The 21,146-nt window shown below is 41.0% G+C and carries 22 protein-coding genes, 1 tRNA gene and 2 pseudogenes; 13 read left to right on the top strand and 12 right to left on the bottom strand.

Annotated features, from left to right (window positions below; genetic code table 11):
* Positions 1-2: 2 nt before the first annotated feature.
* From WKK05_RS15865 to WKK05_RS15855, 3 genes are all read right to left on the bottom strand, one after another.
* Complete coding sequence (locus WKK05_RS15865) at positions 3-305, bottom strand: TMEM165/GDT1 family protein (RefSeq protein WP_341530568.1); 303 nt, start codon at positions 303-305, stop codon at positions 3-5.
* Positions 306-416: 111 nt separating this feature from the next.
* The gene (locus tag WKK05_RS15860) at positions 417-848 is read right to left on the bottom strand and encodes a TMEM165/GDT1 family protein (protein ID WP_341530567.1); all 432 of its coding nucleotides are present in this window, start codon (positions 846-848) and stop codon (positions 417-419) included.
* Between the two features lie 121 nt (positions 849-969).
* Positions 970-1,320, bottom strand: coding sequence for a YkgJ family cysteine cluster protein (locus tag WKK05_RS15855; RefSeq protein WP_341530566.1), 351 nt, complete (start codon positions 1,318-1,320; stop codon positions 970-972).
* Between WKK05_RS15855 and WKK05_RS15850 the strand changes: the two genes are divergently transcribed.
* Positions 1,314-1,472: a hypothetical protein gene (locus WKK05_RS15850; RefSeq protein ID WP_341530565.1), complete on the top strand. Its 159-nt coding sequence runs from the start codon at positions 1,314-1,316 to the stop codon at positions 1,470-1,472. The genes WKK05_RS15855 and WKK05_RS15850 overlap by 7 nt on opposite strands.
* 152 nt (positions 1,473-1,624) lie before the next feature.
* Positions 1,625-1,759: a photosystem II reaction center protein Ycf12 gene (locus WKK05_RS15845; RefSeq protein WP_341530564.1), complete on the top strand. Its 135-nt coding sequence runs from the start codon at positions 1,625-1,627 to the stop codon at positions 1,757-1,759.
* Positions 1,760-1,841: 82 nt separating this feature from the next.
* Here WKK05_RS15845 and WKK05_RS15840 read toward each other — a convergent pair whose 3' ends face one another.
* The 4 genes from WKK05_RS15840 to WKK05_RS15825 all read right to left on the bottom strand — a co-directional run bounded on the left by WKK05_RS15840 (position 1,842) and on the right by WKK05_RS15825 (position 5,649).
* Positions 1,842-3,998, bottom strand: a complete 2,157-nt coding sequence (locus tag WKK05_RS15840) for a DHH family phosphoesterase (RefSeq protein WP_341530563.1) — start codon at positions 3,996-3,998, stop codon at positions 1,842-1,844.
* Between the two features lie 86 nt (positions 3,999-4,084).
* Positions 4,085-4,390, bottom strand: a complete 306-nt coding sequence (locus WKK05_RS15835; RefSeq protein WP_341530562.1) for an antibiotic biosynthesis monooxygenase — start codon at positions 4,388-4,390, stop codon at positions 4,085-4,087.
* A gap of 10 nt (positions 4,391-4,400) precedes the next feature.
* Positions 4,401-4,826, bottom strand: a complete 426-nt coding sequence (locus WKK05_RS15830; protein WP_341530561.1) for a hypothetical protein — start codon at positions 4,824-4,826, stop codon at positions 4,401-4,403.
* 322 nt (positions 4,827-5,148) lie between these two features.
* The gene (locus WKK05_RS15825) at positions 5,149-5,649 is read right to left on the bottom strand and encodes a hypothetical protein (RefSeq protein ID WP_341530560.1); all 501 of its coding nucleotides are present in this window, start codon (positions 5,647-5,649) and stop codon (positions 5,149-5,151) included.
* Positions 5,650-6,207: 558 nt separating this feature from the next.
* On the opposite strand from WKK05_RS15825, the gene WKK05_RS15820 reads away from it, so the two are divergent.
* From WKK05_RS15820 to WKK05_RS15805, 4 genes are all read left to right on the top strand, one after another.
* Positions 6,208-6,585 (top strand): hypothetical protein, encoded by a 378-nt coding sequence (locus WKK05_RS15820; protein WP_341530559.1) that lies wholly within the window; start codon positions 6,208-6,210, stop codon positions 6,583-6,585.
* A gap of 196 nt (positions 6,586-6,781) precedes the next feature.
* Complete coding sequence (locus WKK05_RS15815; RefSeq protein ID WP_341530558.1) at positions 6,782-7,288, top strand: hypothetical protein; 507 nt, start codon at positions 6,782-6,784, stop codon at positions 7,286-7,288.
* A 255-nt stretch (positions 7,289-7,543) separates the two neighbouring features.
* On the top strand, positions 7,544-7,666 hold the full coding sequence (locus WKK05_RS15810; RefSeq protein WP_341530557.1) for a hypothetical protein: 123 nt from the start codon (positions 7,544-7,546) through the stop codon (positions 7,664-7,666).
* A 72-nt stretch (positions 7,667-7,738) separates the two neighbouring features.
* Entirely contained in the window at positions 7,739-8,518 is a 780-nt protein-coding gene (locus WKK05_RS15805; protein ID WP_341530556.1) for a photosystem II S4 domain protein, read from the top strand.
* A 122-nt stretch (positions 8,519-8,640) separates the two neighbouring features.
* On the opposite strand, the gene WKK05_RS15800 is transcribed toward WKK05_RS15805, so the two are convergent.
* On the bottom strand, positions 8,641-9,417 hold the full coding sequence (locus WKK05_RS15800; protein ID WP_341530555.1) for an SDR family oxidoreductase: 777 nt from the start codon (positions 9,415-9,417) through the stop codon (positions 8,641-8,643).
* A gap of 293 nt (positions 9,418-9,710) precedes the next feature.
* Here WKK05_RS15800 and WKK05_RS15795 point away from each other — a divergent pair.
* Positions 9,711-9,784, top strand: a tRNA-Val gene (locus tag WKK05_RS15795).
* Between the two features lie 411 nt (positions 9,785-10,195).
* Here the strand turns inward: WKK05_RS15795 and cas12k are convergent.
* Positions 10,196-10,669, bottom strand: a pseudogene (gene cas12k / locus WKK05_RS15790) (type V CRISPR-associated protein Cas12k); the annotation flags it as partial.
* Between the two features lie 69 nt (positions 10,670-10,738).
* On the opposite strand from cas12k, the gene WKK05_RS15785 reads away from it, so the two are divergent.
* Positions 10,739-11,539, top strand: coding sequence for an isopentenyl phosphate kinase (locus WKK05_RS15785; RefSeq protein WP_341530554.1), 801 nt, complete (start codon positions 10,739-10,741; stop codon positions 11,537-11,539).
* 257 nt (positions 11,540-11,796) lie between these two features.
* Positions 11,797-12,246: a hypothetical protein gene (locus WKK05_RS15780; RefSeq protein WP_341530553.1), complete on the top strand. Its 450-nt coding sequence runs from the start codon at positions 11,797-11,799 to the stop codon at positions 12,244-12,246.
* A gap of 260 nt (positions 12,247-12,506) precedes the next feature.
* Here WKK05_RS15780 and WKK05_RS15775 read toward each other — a convergent pair.
* Positions 12,507-13,561 (bottom strand): IS630 family transposase gene (locus WKK05_RS15775; protein ID WP_341525019.1). Its coding sequence is split into 2 segments (ribosomal slippage): positions 12,507-13,166 and positions 13,169-13,561, totalling 1,053 coding nucleotides; the frame shifts between segments, so codons are not numbered across the junction.
* 355 nt (positions 13,562-13,916) lie between these two features.
* The gene (locus WKK05_RS15770) at positions 13,917-14,492 is read right to left on the bottom strand and encodes a TMEM175 family protein (protein WP_341530552.1); all 576 of its coding nucleotides are present in this window, start codon (positions 14,490-14,492) and stop codon (positions 13,917-13,919) included.
* A gap of 486 nt (positions 14,493-14,978) precedes the next feature.
* On the opposite strand from WKK05_RS15770, the gene WKK05_RS15765 reads away from it, so the two are divergent.
* The 4 genes and pseudogenes from WKK05_RS15765 (at position 14,979) to WKK05_RS15750 (ending at position 18,667) form a co-directional block, all read left to right on the top strand.
* Positions 14,979-15,269, top strand: coding sequence for a macro domain-containing protein (locus tag WKK05_RS15765; RefSeq protein WP_341530551.1), 291 nt, complete (start codon positions 14,979-14,981; stop codon positions 15,267-15,269).
* Between the two features lie 256 nt (positions 15,270-15,525).
* Complete coding sequence (locus tag WKK05_RS15760; protein ID WP_341530550.1) at positions 15,526-15,939, top strand: hypothetical protein; 414 nt, start codon at positions 15,526-15,528, stop codon at positions 15,937-15,939.
* A gap of 40 nt (positions 15,940-15,979) precedes the next feature.
* A pseudogene (locus WKK05_RS15755) lies at positions 15,980-16,780 on the top strand (GAF domain-containing protein); the annotation flags it as partial.
* 33 nt (positions 16,781-16,813) lie between these two features.
* Complete coding sequence (locus tag WKK05_RS15750) at positions 16,814-18,667, top strand: ATP-binding protein (RefSeq protein WP_341531096.1); 1,854 nt, start codon at positions 16,814-16,816, stop codon at positions 18,665-18,667.
* A 107-nt stretch (positions 18,668-18,774) separates the two neighbouring features.
* On the opposite strand, the gene WKK05_RS15745 is transcribed toward WKK05_RS15750, so the two are convergent.
* Complete coding sequence (locus tag WKK05_RS15745) at positions 18,775-21,003, bottom strand: EAL domain-containing protein (protein ID WP_341530549.1); 2,229 nt, start codon at positions 21,001-21,003, stop codon at positions 18,775-18,777.
* Between the last annotated feature and the right edge of the window lie 143 nt (positions 21,004-21,146).

The raw sequence follows: 21,146 nt of genomic DNA, 5'->3' as shown, positions 1-21,146 counted from the left end.
GTTTATAGTGTTTCTTCAGAATCTGGCGAGGTTTCATTATTAAATAACAACAGGCGTGCAGCGAGAATGGCAAATCCTACAGCAGCGATCGCTTTCAATAAGCGTGTAGGTAATAATTCTGCTACTGCACCTCCTGCTAATGCTCCCAAAAAACTTGTCAACAATAGTGCGCCTGCTGCACCAAAGAATACAGCACGAGGAGACAGAGAACGCCCTGAAAGTGCGATCGCCGCTAGCTGACTTTTGTCGCCCAATTCGGATAGAAAAACTGTAATAAAGCTCAGTCCTAAAAGATGCCAGTCCATGATTAATTAACCTGATGTGGTGAACTTGAGGGGAGAGTGGTGGAGTGGGGAACAAGGGGGACAAGGAGAAGAAATATTAATTCCTCCTGCCCACTGTCAACTGCCCACTGCCTACCCATGAAATACATCCCAAAACATCATCAGGGAAATTAACAACAACATTACGCCTGCTGATTTTTCTACTGTTTTTGGACTAAAGCGGTTGGCTATCCAACTACCTAAAAGTACACCTAATAAACTAGTGGTTATCAGTGCAGCCGCAGATCCTATAAATACTACCCACGGTGAATGAGATTCTGCACTCATTAATAAAGTGGATAACTGAGTCTTGTCTCCAATTTCTGCTAAGAATATGGTTATAAAAGTTGTACCAAAAACTACCGCCGGTGATTGCTGGTTTTTTTGACTATCGGCAACTACAGGCTGAACTGCCTCTATAAGTGTCGCAGTAGTCAAGTTAGAGTTTGTGCTGTCTTCCATTTCTAGGTCTATCTCTGTGTGAGATATGCCAGAAATGCCTAAAGGTGCAGAGTCAGTTTTCACAGGCAGTAGTTTCTTGCTAGGTTGTTCTCATATTCTTTTCATTTTCTCAGATTTTTGTAATAAATTGCAACCCCAGTGAGTAAAACTATAGAAATTAAAGAGGGAGCGATGAACAACCGGCTTACAGCCCAACAGCTTTGTCAAACCGTAACATTTCCAGACTGCGATCGCCATATACTCCCTCTATTTGCTCACGACAGCAGTCAATGGCAAACTCATTAACTTCTTCTGACTCAACTCCATACATATCTTGAAATATTTCTGGTTCTACACGGCAGAAGCGGGGGCGATTTGCGTAAATGCGGCATTCTCGCGTTGTATGGTCGAAATTCACACACCAGCCTCCTTCACCTACCATACTGAGATACAGTTCCAGTTCTGCTGCGGTGAGATACTCATCTAAATCTGGACGCTCTGCTGGATCAAGATTACAGCAGGCTCCACATTGCTTTACACATTGCCAAGTTGCCATTTAGTTTTGGGGATTGGGGACTGGGGACTGGGGGCTGGGGACTGGGGGCTGGGGACTGGGGACTGGGAAAAACTCTTTCTCAGTTCCTAATTATTGATTCAGGATTTGGTACTGAATACGGGGAAAACTTCTTCCCAGTACCTAATCCCTAATCCCCAGTCCCCAATCACTATCATTTTATGTTTTTTCTTATAGTTTTGTTAACTAAATTAAATTCGATAGTCAATCCCCGGATATGATCAATTGCGGGTTTCGCAATTGAGTTATTGGTTTTTATAAAACAATTTGGGAGGAAGAAGGGAAAATGCTTGACGCTTTGTTTAACACCTTTACCAGCATCAACTGGGAAGTTATTTTCCAACTACTGTTTGTGGGACTAATCGTGATTGCTGGCCCAGCAGTAATCTTTGTGCTAGCATTTCGCAACGGCAACCTATAAGAGCGCTGAGTGCTGAGTGCTGAGTGAAAGAAAATGGTTGAATTTAGAGCTTCATAACTCATAACAAAAGATTCAGAACTTATCACTCGGTACTCAGCACTGATAAAGCCTGAAACGCAGCTTGAATAATACAGTCATATTGTGGTTGAGAGATATCAACTTCTTTAGCGTTTTGACGGTTAGTTCCCAGCAAACCGATTATATGTCCTGGCTGCATAACTAGAACTTTGCCTTCAGAATTTTTAATTCTTAATTCCGAGCCAGCACCATTTTGATAGACACCACAAGTATACCGACGTTGCTGGTATTCAAAGGTAGTACTAGATGGGGTACGTGGATAGGCAAAAATTTGCTGAGATTCAATTGGTAATCTGACACCGAGTAACTCTAACTCGATAGTAGTGTTGCCGTTAAAATGATTTTCTCGGAGTTTGTAAGCGATATCTAGTCGCGGTGGTAGGGGGAAATAGTCGCCCCAACGCCAAGCGATCGCTTTGATTTTATACTGTTGATTATCGATAGTTTGAGCAAGGGTCATTTTAATATGACCCTTGCCAATAATTTGTTGCTCAACCACTTGGACATTAGGTGTCCAAAACATCGGATCGGGGTTGTCGATACCGCAAGGGTGGAGAGCATTCAGCTGTTGATAAAGTTGCTGATTGATTTGACTGAGGTCGACTTCAGCATCAATCTCGAGTAGAGGTTTGAGATGTTGAGGTTCAAGACATTGATTAGCGAACTCACTTAAGCGCGATCGCAACGTCTGCAAATTCTGCACTGGGAAAGAAAATCCCCCAGCTGCTTTGTGTCCACCAAATTTGCCTAGCAAGTCGTGACAATATTCCAAAGCTGCAAACACGTCAAACTCAGGAATTCCTCGCGCTGAACCGCGGATGTGTTCTCCATCCTCGTAAGTACCAATGAATACGGGGACGCCGTAGCGTTCCACCAAGCGGGAAGCGACAATACCAATAACGCCATGATGCCAATTAGGTTCCACAACAACTAATACACGGTCATCCTGTAGAGATGTTGCATACAACGTCTCTACAATTGCGATCGCCTCTTGTTCTATTTGCTCACACATTTGCTGACGACTGGTGTTTGTCTGTTCGCACTGCATTGCTCTCTCCAGCGCTATTCCCATATCATCTGTAGTCAGCAATTCAATCACAGTCAGGGGATCACCTATTCGACCAATAGCATTAATTCTCGGCCCAAGACGAAACCCAATATCCTCCGGCTTCAACGTTTTAGGATTTTGGACTTTCGATTGATAATTGGTAATTGGTAATTGATAATTGCTCTCCTGCCCCCTTGCTCCCCTGCCCCCTTGCTCCCCTGCCCCTCTGCTCCCCTGCTCCCCTGTACCCTTCGCCTGCACACCTGCGACTTGAATTAAAGCCTGTATTCCTGGCAAATCGGATTTGGGTAAATGCTGTAAGCCGCGTTTTACCCAACGACGATTTACACCAGTTAAGGGAGCTAAATCTGCGATCGTTCCCAATGTAAACAGTGCTAGCATTGGCTTAATTAAGCCCTTAGTTTCCCCTAACTGTTGTGCTAAAGAAACTGCTAGGATGTAGGCGACACCTACACCAGCAACACCTCTATAAGGTGAAGATTCTGCTATCAGTTTGGGATTGAGAATAGCATCAGCTGGCGGCAATTTCTGGGGGATGTCATGGTGGTCAGTAATAATTACTTTTAGACCTAATTCTTTAGCTCTAGCAACTGGTTCATATGCAGAGATACCATTATCTACAGTCAGAATCAGCCATACACCTTCGCTGTGAAATTCTTCTACTATGCGTTTATTGATACCGTAGCCTTCGTGCATCCGGCTAGGAATAGCATAATCGACTTGTGCGCCTAGAGTACGGAGACTACGCAATAGTAAAGCAGTGCTTGTCATTCCATCAGCATCGTAGTCACCGCAAATAGCGATTTTTTTTTGAGAGGCGATCGCTTCTTGCAATAACTCTAAACTAATTGCCAAATCAGGGAATTCTTCTAGTGGCGAAGGCAAAATTAAAGATTCTGGCTCTAAAAATGCTTGTGCTTGTTTTGGCGTTTCAATACCGCGATTAATCAACAGCTGGCTGATAACGGGTGAGAGATTTATCACACTCGCCAGCTTTTGAGCTAATTCGGTTTGCTGTGGGTAAATGTGCCAGCGCTGGTTAGGTAAGCGCTTACGGTGTTTTGGTTGTTGGAGTGTAGGTCTGTCTGACATTTAGCTATTAGCTTTAAATCAAAAGGGTGAATTTTAAAGTATCTTCACCCTTTTAATTAGTTATATTTAAAGGTCAAAACATTCTATCAATTTTTTGCTTGATTTAAGATGGGTACAAAATGCTCAACTGTCGGAAATGGCTCATAAAAATGGTGTAGAAGTTGCTTCCATTCCTGATATTCAGCAGAGCCTCTAAATCCGACTGTATGTGCTTCTAAAGTTTCCCACCTTACTAGCAATAAATATTTACCTCTGATTTGCAGACATTTATGCAGTTCATGGGATATGTAACCATTCATCGACGCAATTATATTTGAGGCTTGTTTGAAAGCGCTTTCAAAATCTTGCTCTGTGCTGGTTTTGACATTGAGCATTACTGCTTCCAGAATCATAATTTAGCTTCTAGAATATGTTTACACGACCGTCGTTGAGAATATAAAGAGAGCGATCGCCTGGGTTACGGTTTCCACGACGGAGTTCTACACGCAATGTACCAAAGTTTGGTTTAGAAACAATTGCTTGTAGTGGTAATCCTCTTTCATTCCAGAAAACAAGAGATACATTTTGTTGTGTAGCGTCTTCCTGCTCGAATTGTAATTTCTGTCCTGGTTGCAGAGAAATTAGTTCACTTGCTTTTACTTTTTCTAGTTTCACTAAGTTAGATGTGATGTTAATCACTTCCAAGCGGATGTGTTGACCTGGGATAAACTGAATTGGAGCTTGACCACACTGAGAAGCACAGGTTCCAGCCAGTGTAGCAGTAGGGTTATCAATTGAGCTAAGCGCAAGGACTGTGGCTAACATGGCTACTGATGCTAATTTAGACATTAAATTACAACTTTCTGTATGTAGATTTTAATACCTAAAATTAACACTCTATAACTTGATTTGGGTAGTAATTACGTAATTTTTATTACCCAATACCATTTCCAAAAATCTTTGCAACCCGTAAATTCTACACTTGTACGTCTCTACTGAGTATCTTAAAATCCTAACTAAATATCTAATCAAAAAGACGCAAAGTATATCTTTGCGTCTTTGCACAGCATTTACTTGAAGTTAGGTAATCCATTCACAGTGTGGATTTTCCAACACGCTGGCTGATGTTTGCGTGAAAATTAAAAATCAATATTCTCGCGGCTACAATTCGTTATCTTAACTCAGCTTGCTGCTGCCAGCACCAGTTTAAAAGTGTTGCACCAGCCACTAATTTGACAATTTCTAGTAACCAGTAACCACCATGCAGTAAATTCATTGTTGTTGGAATTGCAGTTGCTGCATCAAATAGGTTGAGCTGAATTCCAGTCGCGCACATTTGCGGAGTTAAAAAATACGTATCAAGCAGAGCTACAGTTAACAGTAGTGCCGATAAAACAATCGCCCCAATCTGCCGATGATATCGAGTTTTGCTTACAGCCAGCGCTCCAGTTAATACTACAGCAGCAGCTAATAATTCCATGCGATTAAAATTCCAAAAAATCGTGTAGCCTGCTGTTGTAAAACCAGCTTGGCTCATCATTCCAGAAAGATAAAGACTAGGCATAATTACCCAATCTAAAACTAAGCTAGCACTGAGCCAAAAGCCTAAAGTCAACATCATAGCGATTTGCCAAATTGGTCGCTTATATTCAATGTTAGAAATAGCAGTCATAAAAATAATTGCGTGTGTTGTATTCCTAGTGTCTTACCTCATGGCTTGTTTTGACAACAAATATCAATTATCCTTTACAAACCCGTTGGCATTTCATCAGGCGATCGCTATTATTTTTGACTTACTACTGAAAATTTTTAACTTTGGTTGAAGAATATTAATTTTAGGGAAACAATAATTAAAATATGTTTCGTTTATTATCAGAATGTAGATGTAAAGTTCAAAATTGTTATTCGATCACGTTGATCTATGGGTCGATATATCAAACATCGACTTATAAAGAGACACCGGGAGCTAGATTAGGGCGAAGTCCAGGCAGATCAAACATAGCACTAGATAAAAATTTTACTACTTACTATCTGCAACATCTGATTTTTGAAATTAAGTATAACTACTAAAATACGATAATTTATGTTGCATATTACACAACTTATTGGTATATAATATAACACTAACTCAAGAAATAAATGAAAGCAATTATCACATTAAAATAGTATCAATAAGCCACAATTGGAATAACATAACTAAGTGTTTCATTGCTCGCCTTGTCAAAAATTCATGACTACAGTAACATCGAAAGAGATTGCACAGTTTCGTTCTCAATTAGCAGAAGACTCCGTAGCGTTAGAAGTCTTGGATTTGATTGAAGACTGTGATGGAGATTTAGAAGATGCTGCGATGACGCTAGCAATTCGGGCAGGACAACAGCCAGAAAGAGCTAATTCAGAGTGGTTAGATGCTTTGGCAAGAAAATGGCGTGCAGTCATTTGTGAACAACAATATCGGGAAGACTTACTCAACGGCTCACTTCACGGGATGATGGAACACTTGAAAACAATGCCAACATTTCCTAAGATTTTGGCAACCCCAGTTTTGATATATGTCCTCAAGCAAGGTGTAAATAATTTTTGTGAACCACTTGATTCCCTAAAGTGATATGTTATCTGAGGCGATGACAAGATGGAGTGAAGTTAAAAGATACACAGCGATTTTCCATAAGGTGAGTCAGATTACAATCATTAAAACTTCGGAAAATATGCAAAATAAATTTTATATTTTATCTTTGCACAGTAATTCCTCTTGTCGCTGTTAATTAAAGCAAAATTTCTATTAGACAACTATTTTTAAATCAATGAATTACCTTGTTGCTGTATTGTCAGACCGTATTCAAGCCGAAGGTGCTTACTTAGCTCTAGAAGAAAAAGGCATAAAAAGTACTATCCTGGGCAGGGGATATAAAAGTGCTGATGAGTTTGGGTTTATTGATCCTAAAGACCAAGCTAAAAAGCAAGCACGGCTGATGACAACTTGGCTAATACCATTTGGCTTTTTTGCTGGTTTTACCTTCAGCCTCATCACTGGTTTGGATACTTTTGCTTGGGCAGGTGAAATTGGCAATCACATAGTTGGGGGATTGCTGGGTGCTGCGAGTGGCGCGATGGGTGGCGTGGTAGTCGGTGGCGGAGGGGGCTTACTCTTTGGTAGTGGGGATGCTTTACCCTACCGCAATCGTTTAGATGCAGGTAAATATTTAATCGTAGTTCAAGGTTCGGAAATGCTCACTCGGCAGTCAACCAAGATATTACGTCAGTTTGACCCGGAAAATATTCAAGGTTATGCTGACCCAAGTACTGTGTAGAGAATGAAGCACATTTTACATATTACAACACAGCGGCTTCATAGGGGCTGGGGGTTAGGGACTAGGAAGAAGTTTTGCCCCTACCCAGTCGTCACAAGTCCCCAATTATTTTGAATTGGCAAACCCAATGAGCAAGTAACTATAAAAATGGGTTATAAAATGCTTTCTTTGGGCATATTGCCAACAGTGGTTTGCCTTTGAAGCAGTTCAAGCACTGGCCAATTTTGCCTTTACTCATACCATTTCATTTTAATAATGAAATGGTATCAGCAAGAACTCAAAAGAATTATCGCTCATTCGCTTGATAATCATGCTGGCTCAATTCGCATTCTCGAAAAACTAGGGTGTAACAAATTGGGAGAGATGAAAGCCTCCTGAAATGGGAATTAAAGTTAGAATCAATACAGTTTTAGCAGATTAATTCTCAACTGATATCTAAAAATTTTAAGAATGTTACCAAGAGAAGAACTTTTAAAAGGTGTTGAAAATCGAGATAGTGTAGCTCGTGTAATAGATCAAGCAGAACAAGCTATAAAAACTTGGGAAGTTGTTTTGACAGATTTTCTGTCTCCCCCAGAATTGGCAGAAATTCAACGAGTGTTTAGTCGGTTAACAGAAGTGCAAATAGTAGCGTGGGGTGGATATCCGCAAGCCGAACGCCAAAGAATAGCGATCGCCCGCTCAGAAATCCCCCTAGATCAATCTCAAGTCGCCCTTGTTGCATTAGAAATTGCCGGTAATTTTTTATTTGATACTGCCACTCATCGCGACTTTTTAGGCGCAATGCTCGGAACAGGAATTGTCCGCGAAAAGACAGGGGATATTATTGTTTTAGGAGAACGGGGAGCGCAGACAATTGTAGCACCAGAATTGACAGAATTTTTAGAAATGAGTCTCAAGCAGGTGCGATCAGTTTCGGTGAAAACCCAACCAATTGATATCAACGAATTAAAGGTTAGGGAACCCAAGAAAAAAGAATTAACCACCGTTGAAGCTTCCTTGCGACTAGATGCGATCGCATCTGCTGGTTTTGGGATGTCCCGCAGCAAAATGGTTGATTTAATTGATGCGGGTGATGTGCGCGTCAATTGGAAGGAAATTACTCAAGCAAGTTCCCAAGTTAAATCAGGCGACTTAATCGCCATTCGTAGTAAAGGGCGTTTAGAAGTTGGCGAAATCGCCGTCACTAAAAAAGACCGTTACCGAGTTCAATTAACAAGGTATATGTAGAAAGTAAAGAGGGACAGATCAGGAAGAAATAACTTTTAACTCCTGCACAGACACGTAGACGCTCGAAGAGCGGCTTCTCGTAAGAGTATAATCGTGTCTGTACTTCTAACTTCTGCCTATACTTAGGTTTTAAAATGTTTTGCCAACATACTAAGTAGAATTTTCCGTGGTATGAGGCGAGATAATTTACTTCTGAGACTAGTAGTAATATCAGAAGTTATAACAGTTGGTAGTCCATTTTCTAAAGCTTGTAGTGTTTCACAAACCACTTTTTTAGCAGAATACATTTTATCTGTGCTTCTTGCCAGTGCGGTAGGAAAATTAGCTTCTGCAAAAAAGTTTGTTTCTATTGGGCCTGGACAAGTGACTAAAACTCGGACACCGTAAGGAAAATTTTCTGCCCAGAGTGCTTCACTAAAACTAAGAATAAAAGCTTTACTGGCAGCATAAACAGAAAGATATGGTATTGGTTGAAATCCGGTAATAGAAGATACGTTAATAATGCCGCCTGCACCACGTTGGCGCATTAGAGGTAGAAATTTATGTGTTAAATCGACTAATGCCAAAATGTTTAATTGTACAATTTTGACTTGCTTTTCTCCGTCACCTTCAGCAAAGTCTCCATATTCACCAAAACCAGCATTGTTAATTAATAAATCAATTGTCAATCCTTTGGTTTTGATAACATCAAAAACAGCAGCCGCCGCATTAGCTTCTGTGAGGTCTTTAACTATAACGTCTACTTTAATTTTGTATTGGTCTTGTAGTTGTTTAGCTAGTTGATTGAGTTTCTCTTCAGAACGGGCAAGCAGAACAAGATTTGTCTGGCGTGCAGCTAGTTCATCAGCAAAGGCTTTACCAATACCACTAGATGCACCAGTAATTAAAGCAGTTGGCATTCTACCTAATTAAAATCATTTTTATTCACCTTATAAATATTAACGAAACTGGTTACCAATTTTAAACTATCCAGAGTTATATACCAACAAGGGTAAAAGCATCACTCAGTAGTCTATGTGGTTTTATAGCTTTCGTTCAACAATATACAATTGTTACCCAGCTACATAAGCATGGATAATCACTATCGCCAAGCCTTAATTATTGATTCGTCAAGTTATGGAGTTCGCCTGCTTTTTGCCCTTGGTTTGGCGTTTTCGAGAAATCTATGCTATTATTGATAATCGTGTGGTAAGGACGTATAGCTCAGTTGGTTAGAGCGCTACGTTGACATCGTAGAGGTCACTGGTTCGAATCCAGTTACGTCCATATGTTGTTGTACAGTGACTAATTATTTGTCACTGTGGTTGTACATTAACTAATTATTTGTCACTGTTAACAAATTAGTGACTACTAGGCAGTCTGACTAGGCAGTCTGGATACCCTATATTCAAGATGAACTGCTATAGCCACAATACCAGTCTAACAAGGACGTAACTGGATTCGCTTTCAACCCACCCTTTTCTAAAAAACTTTTTTTATAGATTCATAAAGCGCACCTAATTCCTGTCCGCAAGGGACAGCAGCATCAAGGAGGGCAGCTACAAGGATCAGAAAGCAAGACTGTTTAACAGCAGTCAAACTAACCCAAATTTACACAGCACAGAGGCTTGTAACAAGCATGAACTGCGGTGCTGTTGAATTTTCTTATTTTATTGTCAAAGTTCGGTGTTTTGTCAATCAGTTTATTTTGTGGGAATAGTAAGCTGCGATCGCTAATTCTTTAGCTTTCTCCTGTGGGCTACCTCGAATTGGCTGTTTTGACTCCTGTATAACAATTCCAGCTTTAACAGCTGACGAATGAATATTTGCCATCAATCTGCCATAACTCCATTGATGAACGCTAACTCGGTACTGTTTGGCATACTGTTTTTGAACTTCTATTAAGTCTGATTTTTGTTCTGCTTTGGCTTGAACCTCGCTTTGAACTTGCTCTCGCATATTGTCCAACTTAGGTAGAACAATACTTCCAGCAGAGTATGTTTGAGCGATCGCAATAATCTCTTTCGCTACTAATCTGTCTATATATTCCCCTGACTCTGATTCTCCAAAATGATTTGGTGCAGCAAGCGTTTGAGCTATTTGGCGTTGGTGGGATAAAGAGTGCTTTTGCTGTCGCTGTCGATTTAGCAGTGTGTAATTATCACCCAATAGAACTGCGTTGTTTATCAATTATGCTAAACTTCCAAAAAGTTTATGTCCTGCCTTGTTCAAAATTTCATCATGGAACTAGTATTAATTAAGCTGGGAGGTTCCTTAATTACTGACAAGGGTAAACCTTATACTGCTCGACCCGAAATTATGACACATCTGGTGGAGCAAATAAGCTTGATCAGGCTTGAAAATCCCAATCTGCAATTGATTATTGGCAATGGCGCTGGTTCATTTGCTCACCAATCAGCGAAGAAATACAATACAATCGATGGCTTTTTCTGTGATGCAGACAAACTAGGATTTTGTTTAGTCCATCAAGATGCTTTAGATTTAAATATTCTACTAGCTAAGATTTTTTTACAAGCAGGTTTACCAGTGATCAGCTTGCCACCTGTAACTATGGCAATTACTCAGAATAAAAAACTATTTACAATCGATTTTTCTGTAATAGAAAATAGCCTACAAGCTGGTTTAATTCCTTTAGTTTTTGGTGATGTCGTTCTGGACAAAGCTATTGGTGGTACTATTCTTTCTACAGATACTTTGTTGGCAGAACTAGCTAAATATTTCTATTCTCAAGGTAAGTTTCAAGTTCGATTAGTAAATGCTGGAAATTATCCAGGTGTCCTCGGTGAAGATGGACAAGTACTATCTAATATTACTCCAGTGAACTATCCTCAAATCAAAGCTGCTTTAGGCGAAAGTGAATCAATAGATGTTACTGGCGGTATGGCCAAAAAAGTTGAGGAGTTTTTTGCTATCTCCAGTTTAGGAGTTGATTGTTGGATAATTGATGGTAATGTTAGTGGAAATTTAGCTAGAGCAGTTTTAAATAAGCCGACTCAAGGCACTTTAATTAAAGCATTTTGATAATTAGTCGCCTGTGGAGGCTAATCTGTAATTTGGCGTTCTTTCGCCTCCAGTCTCCGACAGGAGAAGAACACTAAAATTTATAGAGTATGCGTAAGTTCTATCTTAGTAATGGAGTGCTGGTCTTTTAGTAATCTATTGAAAGAGCGAATTTATTTAATAACTTTTGATGAGAGAACCTCTGTCTAAGGAAAGATTGGGCTGATAAGCCAAATGAAGTAAAAATAGAATGCTAAATGTCATGGACATTGTATTCTATGAAACTAAATTATTTTACAACCAAGCTTTCGACTGTAGGACGCTGGATAGCTACAGCTATGTTTTGTGTCTGTGCGATCGCTTTCGTTTGGCAAGGTGCGTTTTTCTCTAACACTGTAGCAATGGCTGATACCGCTACAAACTTGATTGCATCAGCAGACGCAGGCAATCAGGTCAAAGGAAAAGCCAGGGAAGATGCTGGACGAGCTAAGAATTTCATCCAAGATACAAAAGATAAGGTTAAGGAAGCTGCAAATAGTAATGCCAGTAAAGTTGAGCAAGCAACCGATAACGATGGTAGTTTTGTAGAACGCAAAGCCAAGAGAGATAAAGCTACTATTGAAAGAAGAGCAGAGGAAGATGCAGCAAGAACAGAGAAAGCAGTAGACAACACAAAGAATGTTATTCAAAGCACTGTTGATAATATTAAAGATGCTTTGAGTAACTAGAGAGTAGTTACTAGTTTGAACTCTCAATGTACATTGTTTCATTCATTGTATCTACTTGAACTTGAAGAATCGATGTACATTGATTGGTGATTAAAATTCTACTTTGGTGAACAAAAATCAAAACTATAATACTTATTGAGAACTCAATTCGGAATGCGATCGCACTACGTGCAGTATGAAAACTAATCACGCTTCCTGGTAAAGTCAAGCAGCAAGAATAAGTAGGTAGGCACCGAAATTTTCTACTATGTAACAAAATCTTAAGTTGATAATCTAGAGCTAAATTTTACACGATGTGTGTTGTGATTGTTTTTTTTTCCTCTAGCTTGAACACCATTGATGACGGCGTAAGCGAGATCTAGCTCATCATCAAATGCTTGCCCGGATAACTCATCTTTCTTGAGATGTTGCCATTCCAATTCAATTGGATTCATTTCTGAGCAATATTTCGGGAGAAAAAAGATGTACAAACCCTGACTTTCCCATTTTTTCCACAATTGTTGAACTTCTTGGCAGCGATGTATTGGCCCGTTATCTTGCACAATCACGCTGATACGTCCAGTTTCTTGGGCTTGTTTGGCTTCTTTCTCCATCATTTCTATATAAGATTTACGGTCAACACCACCGATAACTAAACCGTAAACAAAACTGATTAAAGGTTGGAGAAGCCCGATAATACTTAATCTGCGACCACGGCGTTTAGTCTGTTCTAACCGTTTTTGCTCACCTCTAAAGTAATATGTATAACTAGGTTCGCTCCACATACAGAACCCTGACTCGTCTAGGTATTTCAGGTCTATTTCACCAGTGGCAGCAGCTAATTCCAACATGTCTAGGTCTGCTTGCTTGTTTGCTCGTGCTACTGGGTCTTGTTTTCCTTTATGGCTTTTCCTTGTCCGTTTCCAATCGACCCCCTTTTTTTGAGTACCCGTCTTAATCTGTCGGCACTCATCTCAACGTTGCGTTCTGTTTTCAACTTCAAAGCTAACTGAGAACTATTGTATGTGCGTGGCTCGTTTCTGAGGCATTCTTCTAAAAATATCATGTCATCCTCAAGCCACTTTGGTTTCCCCCCTCGCCCAGGAGATTCCCAAAGCCCTTCTGTGCCCAGTTTTTGCCATTGATGCAAAACTTTTGTGACTGTTTTTTTGTGACAATCAAAGTGATCTGCTATCTTCTCTACATACCAACCATGTGCATTTAGCCTGATTATTTCCGCCCTGTCTTTGACTTTCTGTGGTACATCCTGTTTTCTCAGATTTAGTAAAGTTTGGTCTTGCTCAGGAGTCAGAAATACCCTTAAACGCGCACCCATACACCAACTACCTTGTAGATGCATTATCAGTCTTTACATATCTTAACATAGCTGACTTTTTTGGCACCTACCTACTTAATTGCCTAAACACCTACACTACTTTAACCATATATTTTAAAAATCTAATAAATATTTTATTTTTTATAAAAAATAGCGCCTGTTGAATAGCTGCCTGACTTTTTATATATAGAGCTAAAGAAAGGTAAAAGCGATCGCCTATTGTTTACTACAGCAGAGCGATCGCTTTGAAATCAAGAATAAAATGCTATGAGAATCTTACCAGTTTTTTATAAATACAGCAAGTTACCTCATAGTAGCTGTTTGAATGATAGGGTTTTGCTTTGTCACTGCCCTCTCACGGCGTGAGAGTCTTCTCAATACGCCTGTCAGGGATGAGCCACATAATCGCGACCAGAACGTACAATCCACAAGAAAACCACGAGTTCACAAAGGCAAGTGGAATTGACATAACATAGAAAACTACCGATATTCTTCCTTTGAAGTCTTCACCTAGTGCAGTTGCCAGAGCAGAATCTTTGCCGTGGTGATAAATGAGGCTGCGGCCAAGAATGAAGTAAGCAAGTGCAGCAAACAACAGTACCATACCATAAAATGCAACTGGCAAAGCAGCGAAGTGGTTTTCGCCCATCCAGGCCGTGACGAAGGGGATTAATGACAACCAGAACAGTAAATGCAGGTTAGCCCAAAGAATACGACCATTAACATGACGGACTGCTTGCAATAAGTGATGATGATTGTTCCAGTAAATGCCGAGAAAAATAAAACTCAGCAGATAGCTCAAAAATACTGGTATCAGCGGACGTAACGCAGCCAAATCAGAGCCATGTGGCACTTTCAACTCCAGTACCATAATGGTGATAATGATAGCGATTACTCCATCGCTGAATGCTTCTAACCTCCCTTTCCCCATCTGTATACACGCTCCTTTTGTGCTTACTTCAGGTAAATTCTCTTACTCTTGCTTCATATTGTCGTGTAACTACCATTGGTGAAGATGCTATTTTGTAATCTACTACCCATCGGCTACTAAAAATTTTACGATGGGAGCGATGTTCTTAGGAATAAATGTCCATTATCCGCATTTCTTACCTTCCTTAATTCAAGCAAATCCGCACTATGTGTTTTTGTTTGATTTCTAGCCAGTTGTGGAGCGGTAACGCTCATGTAGCAAGTACTGTATCAATTTGTAGAGATATTCTACAGAACTTGCGACAACAACTGGCATAGCCGGGACTCTTGAAGCAGGAGCGTTAGCTCCATTCCTCGTACAACTTCTTTACATCCCGTTGTGTTGATATTTCCATTAAAACTGCAACTTTAAAACATCGGTTGCCAAATTGCCAAAATCTGGAATTCATTCCGTTCTGTAGAAACAGGTCATCAAAAGCATCTTTTTTTGGCTCATACACCTACTATGCGAGTTCCCATGCCGATTGCTGGAACAGATATTCCTTATACAGCTATGTGGGCTATGCTGCTGGCAGTTCGGCATCATAATCAATATGCCAAGCACAAAATAAATACTATTGCTTGTCCTGGATTGGGTACAGGAATAGGACGAGTACCATATACTGAGGCTGCTAGACTGATGTCTTTAGCTTACGAACATTTTTTGTATCCACCCAAGTATCTCAACTGCATAGTAGCTGCCGAAAGACAACTTCAGATATGGGAAGGAGGACATTAACAGGGATTTTTTAGGTTAATAACCTTTGGCTACATAAAAGCAAAAAGCGATCGCTTATTGTTTACCACGCAGAGCGATCGCTTTTAAATCAAGAATAAAATGCTGTAAAAATCTTACCTTATAGCAAGTTACCATTTAATTGCTGTTTAAATTTTAAACACACCTCATCTCATAGGTGATCGTTTGCCTATGAAATTCCTACTCAGGCTAGGTATTCTAAGGAAAGAGTTCTCGCAATTTACTCTGGGGGTTGAAAATGGAGAGCATCAAGATTGATTTACCAGGATATCGGCTGACAAATCAGCTATATGTCAGGTCGCGCACCCCAGTTTATCAAGCGATTCGGGTATCTGACCAAAAAAAAGTTACATTATATGAAACAGTAAGCGATCGCACTGGATTAGGCTTACTCTGGATTCACAAACTAGTTGTTTCCTATCTGTTTGGAACGTTTGGACAAGCACTAGAGCAGGCAAGACAGTATTTGGATGCTGTCTTCGCTAGGATGTGTCTATCCATCTTTCGTTTCTATGATTCTTTAGCCCAACTGGTGTTGTTTGGGCAACTCTCTGACTCACAACAGCAGATGGAGGAACGCATCGCTGCTAACCAGGAAAAACTCAAATATTGGGCAATTTACGCGCCGATGAATTTCCAGCATAAATTATGATTTGGTGACAGCGGAACGCCATCGAGTTTTAGGTCAGCGAATGGAAGCAATTGAATATGCTATTACTCTTGCCAAAGAAAACAATTATATCCAGGAACAAGCTCTCGCCAAAGAACTCGCACCTAAGTTTTACCTCAATTGGGGCAAAGAAAAAGTCGCCGCCGCCTATCTGCAAGAAGCCTACTATGGCTATGCTCATTGGGGTGCTAAAACCAAAGCTGCCGATTTGGAAACTCGCTATTCCCAGTTACTCCAGCCCATCGTGAATCAACCTAAACTCAGTTGCCATCCCCTGGAAACCTTTGCAACCTCTACCCATGTTGCTAACTACAAATCGACTGAAGTCTTAAGTAGTCGCACCAGCCTCGCTGATGTCCTCAAAGCCGCTCAAGCCATTTCTAGCAACATCCAACTAGAAGAACTAATTAGCAGCCTCACTCAGACTATTTTGGAAAATACCGGAGCCGAAACCTGTGTGCTGTTGCTGCCCAGCGACAATGAATTGCAAATCCGTGCCATAACTTACCTGCAATCAGGCTGTTCTTCGCCCATTACCCATCTGGGAACTATACCACTGACAGACTCAAATATAGTGCCGATACAGCTGATTGAGTATGTCAACAGAACTCTTGAGCCAGTAATTATTGATGGTAAAAAAACAGACAGTCCAGAATTGATAGATGGGTATATGCTGCAATATCGGCCGCGAAGCGTTCTTTGCACGCCAATTCTCTATCAAGATAAATTAGTAGCATTGTTATATTTAGAACATCGCTGTATTAAAGGAGTATTTACACGCGATCGCCTTTTAGTTACAACTTTTCTCTGCGCCCAAGCAGCCATTGCTCTAGACAATGCCCGCCTTCATCAATCCTTGACAGCACTGCAAGCTAGTGAAGCCCGCTTTCAAAAACTTACCGAAAATATACCGGGTATGATCTATCGCTTCGGGTTAACTCCCGACGGTTCTAGTTCAACTCTCTATGCCAACTCTGCTAGTTACGATCTGTACGAAGTTACGCCAGAAGAACTTATGACAGGGGTTTATAGCCTTGATGCGATGATCCATCCTGACGATTACGCCAGCGTTAGCCAAGTCGGGGTCGACTCCGCCCAAAATCTAACACTGTTTAAGTCAGAATATCGCATCATCACAGCGTCAGGAACTGTGAAATGGGTGCAAGCTACCTCTCAACCAGAGCTACAAGCCGATGGTTCGATAATTTGGGATGGCGTGATGATTGACATTAGCGAACGTAAACGTGCCGAAGCTGGACTCGCCATCCAAGCTAGACTTAACGCTTTTCGTGCAGATGTAGATTCTGCCCTGGCTCGTGAAGAAAATATCCAGGAAATGCTACAACTCTGCACAGATGCTGTGGTAAAGCATTTGGGGGCAGCATTTGCCCGCATTTGGACTTTGAGCTCTGATCAAGCCATGCTTGAGCTTCAGGCAAGTTCAGGGCTGTATACCCACATTAACGGTGGACACGCCCGTGTCCCGGTGGGCAAATTCAAAATTGGCCTAATCGCTCAAGAAAAATTACCCCATTTAACCAACGATGTTTTAACTGACCCACTAGTCGGAGATAAAGACTGGGCAAGACAAGAGAATATGGTCGCGTTTGCCGGCTATCCATTGATGATCGGTGGACAACTGCTGGGTGTGATTGCGATGTTTTCTCGGCAACTGCTTTCTGAGCAAGTGCTAGAATTTTTGGAATTTGCAGCTCAGGAAATTGCTTTGGGAATCAAACGGCATCAAGCCGAAACTGCGCTTCGAGAATCAGAAATGCAGTTGCGGCAACAATCGGAAGATTTGGAAACAGCGCTACAAGAATTGCAAAATGCCCAATTGCAAATGATTCAAAGCGAAAAGATGTCTGCTTTGGGTAATCTCGTTGCTGGGATAGCACACGAGATTAACAATCCCGTTGGCTTTATTTCTGGTAACTTAAATCAAGCAAAGCAAGCCCTTGAAGACTTGATTGCACATCTTAATTTCTATCGCGATCGCGCCCCGGAAACAGAGATTGCAACTCATGCCGCAGAGATTGATTTAGACTATCTCCTCCAAGACTTGCCCCAGATAATTGGCTCGATGAAACTGGGGTGCGATCGCATCAAATGTATCAGTACCAGCCTCCGCACTTTTTCCCGTGCCGACCAAAATCATCAAGTAACTACTAATCTTCATGAAGGCATCAATAGTACAATTTTAATCCTCAAACACCGCCTCAAAGCTAACAATTTTCGGCCCGCGATTGAAGTTGTGACTAATTACGGGAATATCCCTGCGATTAAATGCTTTCCCGGACAACTCAATCAGGTGTTTATGAATATCCTAGCAAATGCTATTGATGCTTTAGAAGAATCGAATATTGGACGCAGTTTTAGAGATATTGAAGCCAAACCAAACCTGATTACTGTGAAAACAGAATTATCAGACGATCGCCAATCTGTTTTGATTCGTCTGCGCGATAACGGTATCGGCATGGCAGATGATTTAAAACAGAAGATTTTCGAGCATTTGTTTACTACCAAAAGCGTGGGAAAAGGTACTGGATTAGGGTTAGCGATCGCTCGTCAAATTGTAGTGGAAAAACATCAAGGAAAGATTGAGGTCAATTCTACTTTGGGCGAAGGCAGTGAGTTTGTGATTACGCTTCCACTGACAGGCGTTGCAATAGAAACCCAGCAAAAAGAAACAAATTCCGCAAACATTTAAATTAGGAAAAAACTATTATTATTTATAAACTGAACTATCTTGCAGTTTGGTCACTACGTAGGTTGATTTATTCGTTATCTAAAGGAGTAATCTACTTGATAGTTATGCTACAAAATAGATTTAGGATCAACATTCTCACAGTTCATCTGCATTATACAGTTTCTACCTTGGGCTTTTGCTTGGTAAAGTCCCTGGTCAGCAGCTGCAACTAAGCTCGCAGGGGATGATTGGCTATGAGGAATTATGGTTGCAATGCCAAGACTAATCGTGAGAAATTCACTGACCTGAGAATTCGTATGAGGTATTTGTAATCCACAAACATAGTTCTGGATATCTCTGGCAACTGCGATCGCCCCTTCCACATCAGTATTCGGCAAAATAACTGCAAACTCTTCTCCACCATAGCGAGCAACTAAATCAGCAGGGCGTTTAACTGCTTGAGAGATGGCCTTGGCAACCTGCCTGAGTGCATCGTCTCCCGCCAAGTGTCCATGCGTATCATTGTAAAGCTTAAAGTAATCGACATCACATAAAATCAAAGATAGGAAAGCTTGCTCACGAGCCAACCGTAACCATTCTGACTGAAGCGTGTCATCAAAGCAGCGTCGATTTGCCACTTGGGTCAGACCATCATAAGAAGCAAGACGTTGTAATTCTTGGTTTGCTTGTTGTAGTTGCTGGTAAAGTTCAGATTGCTGAATGGCGATCGCAGTTTGGCCGGCTAGTTGGTTAAACAAGTTAATCTCTGATTGCTGCCATTGTCTGGTGCTACGGCATTGGTGAGCGATTAATAGTCCCCATAAACGCTGTTGCTGCAAGATGGGTACGACAAGATTAGCTCTAATTTCCAAACTCCGCAGCAGTTCAACGTGACACGGCGATAATCCAGCATTTTCAATATCTGCGATCGCTTTAGTGTTGGCTTGTTGGTAGGAACTTGCACACGTGGATTGAAAGCAGGTATCCATAACGTGAAATCCCAGAATCGACATACACCCTTGCGCTAAGGATTCTACAGCAACTAATCCACTCCAGTCTGGCTTAAACTGATAAATCACCACTCGGTCTACCTCAAACAGTTGTCGCACCTCATTTGCCGTGGTTTGCAAAATCTCTTCTAACTGCAACGATTGTCGGATGCGCTGCGTCACATCCGCGACAATTCGCTCGTACTCGCTTTGATGTTGAACATGTTGGTCTACCTGTTTAGAATTTGCCGATGCTAAAGTTAAGGGGCTGTTATTAAAGCGAGGGGTTGTAGTGGCAGGCACAGCACTGGGTCTAGCAATCAAATAGCCTTGAGCAAGAGTTGCGCCTCGTTCTCGCAGCCAGTTTAGTTCCTCGATGCACTCAATCCCTTCAGCGACAGTCTTGATATTTAACTTGTGAGTAATCTCTAGAAGCTTCTCCGTAATCGACGCTTTATAAAGGTCTTGATGCACATTTCGAATTAATCCGATATCCAACTTGATAAAGTCAGGACGTAACTGATGCAGTAAGTTCAAGCTAGAATAACCAGAACCGAGGTCATCAAGGGCGACTAAAAAACCAGCATTCCGGTAGAATTGAAGCACGCCCTTGAGATGCTCTAAATCTTGGGGATTATCTGACTCCACAACTTCAAAAACAACCCGTTCATGGGGAATCCCTGCTTGATCAATTGCCTCTACCGTACTACCTAGACAAGAAACGGGGTCATAAAGTGCTGTTGGTGCAAAATTGATGAAGATATGTCCGCTTACTTGATGCTGGCTGACTTGAGTGATTGTGCTGAGCCGAGCAACTCTGTCGAGTTGTGGCAGAAGCCCGGCTTCGGCTGCTAACTCCAAAATTGCTTCAGGCATCACTAAATTGCCTTGTTCATCCAGTCCCCGCAAGAGTGATTCATATCCATAAATCTGCGATGTATCCTTAATTGAGACAATCGGCTGAAAGTAACTAGTGAATCTTTCCCTTGCTAGCATTTCAATCAGCCAGTCAGATTGGTTGAACTTAATGAAGCGTTGTAACGAAGCGATGTCACTAAAATCGTGGAGTTGAGGTTGGATAGCACCTCGAATGAAAAGGACTTGTGTCTCTCTCAATTCTCTAGGTGCAAGAAGTTGCGCCAAGTTACGGGCTATTTCTTGGGATTCACCGGATCTACAATCCAAGGTTAAACCTGGGCGTTCGTGCATCAATTCATATCTCAATGCAAGCTGCTCTAAGTAAGAGGTGACTTTTTTAAGGGTATGTGGAACGGGAAACCAGAGAAAGAGTCTGCCTGCTTCCTTTGTTCGGCAGCGTACAACATTGTGACAAGCACAAGTCTTAGAAATAGGACATATTTGGCTCATAGCTAACCACTTTTTTAATCTGATTTACTCTAGTATTCTTTAATTTAATATTCCCATTTGTTTTACTGTAAAAGATAAATTACACTTCAAGTAGATAAAGATTTGATGAGTTTATCTAACTGATTATTTTAAACTATTATATA

The sequence above is a fragment of the Nostoc sp. UHCC 0302 genome (assembly GCF_038096175.1).
Lineage (GTDB): Bacteria > Cyanobacteriota > Cyanobacteriia > Cyanobacteriales > Nostocaceae > UHCC-0302.
This window is presented reverse-complemented; position numbering and strand designations above follow the sequence as displayed.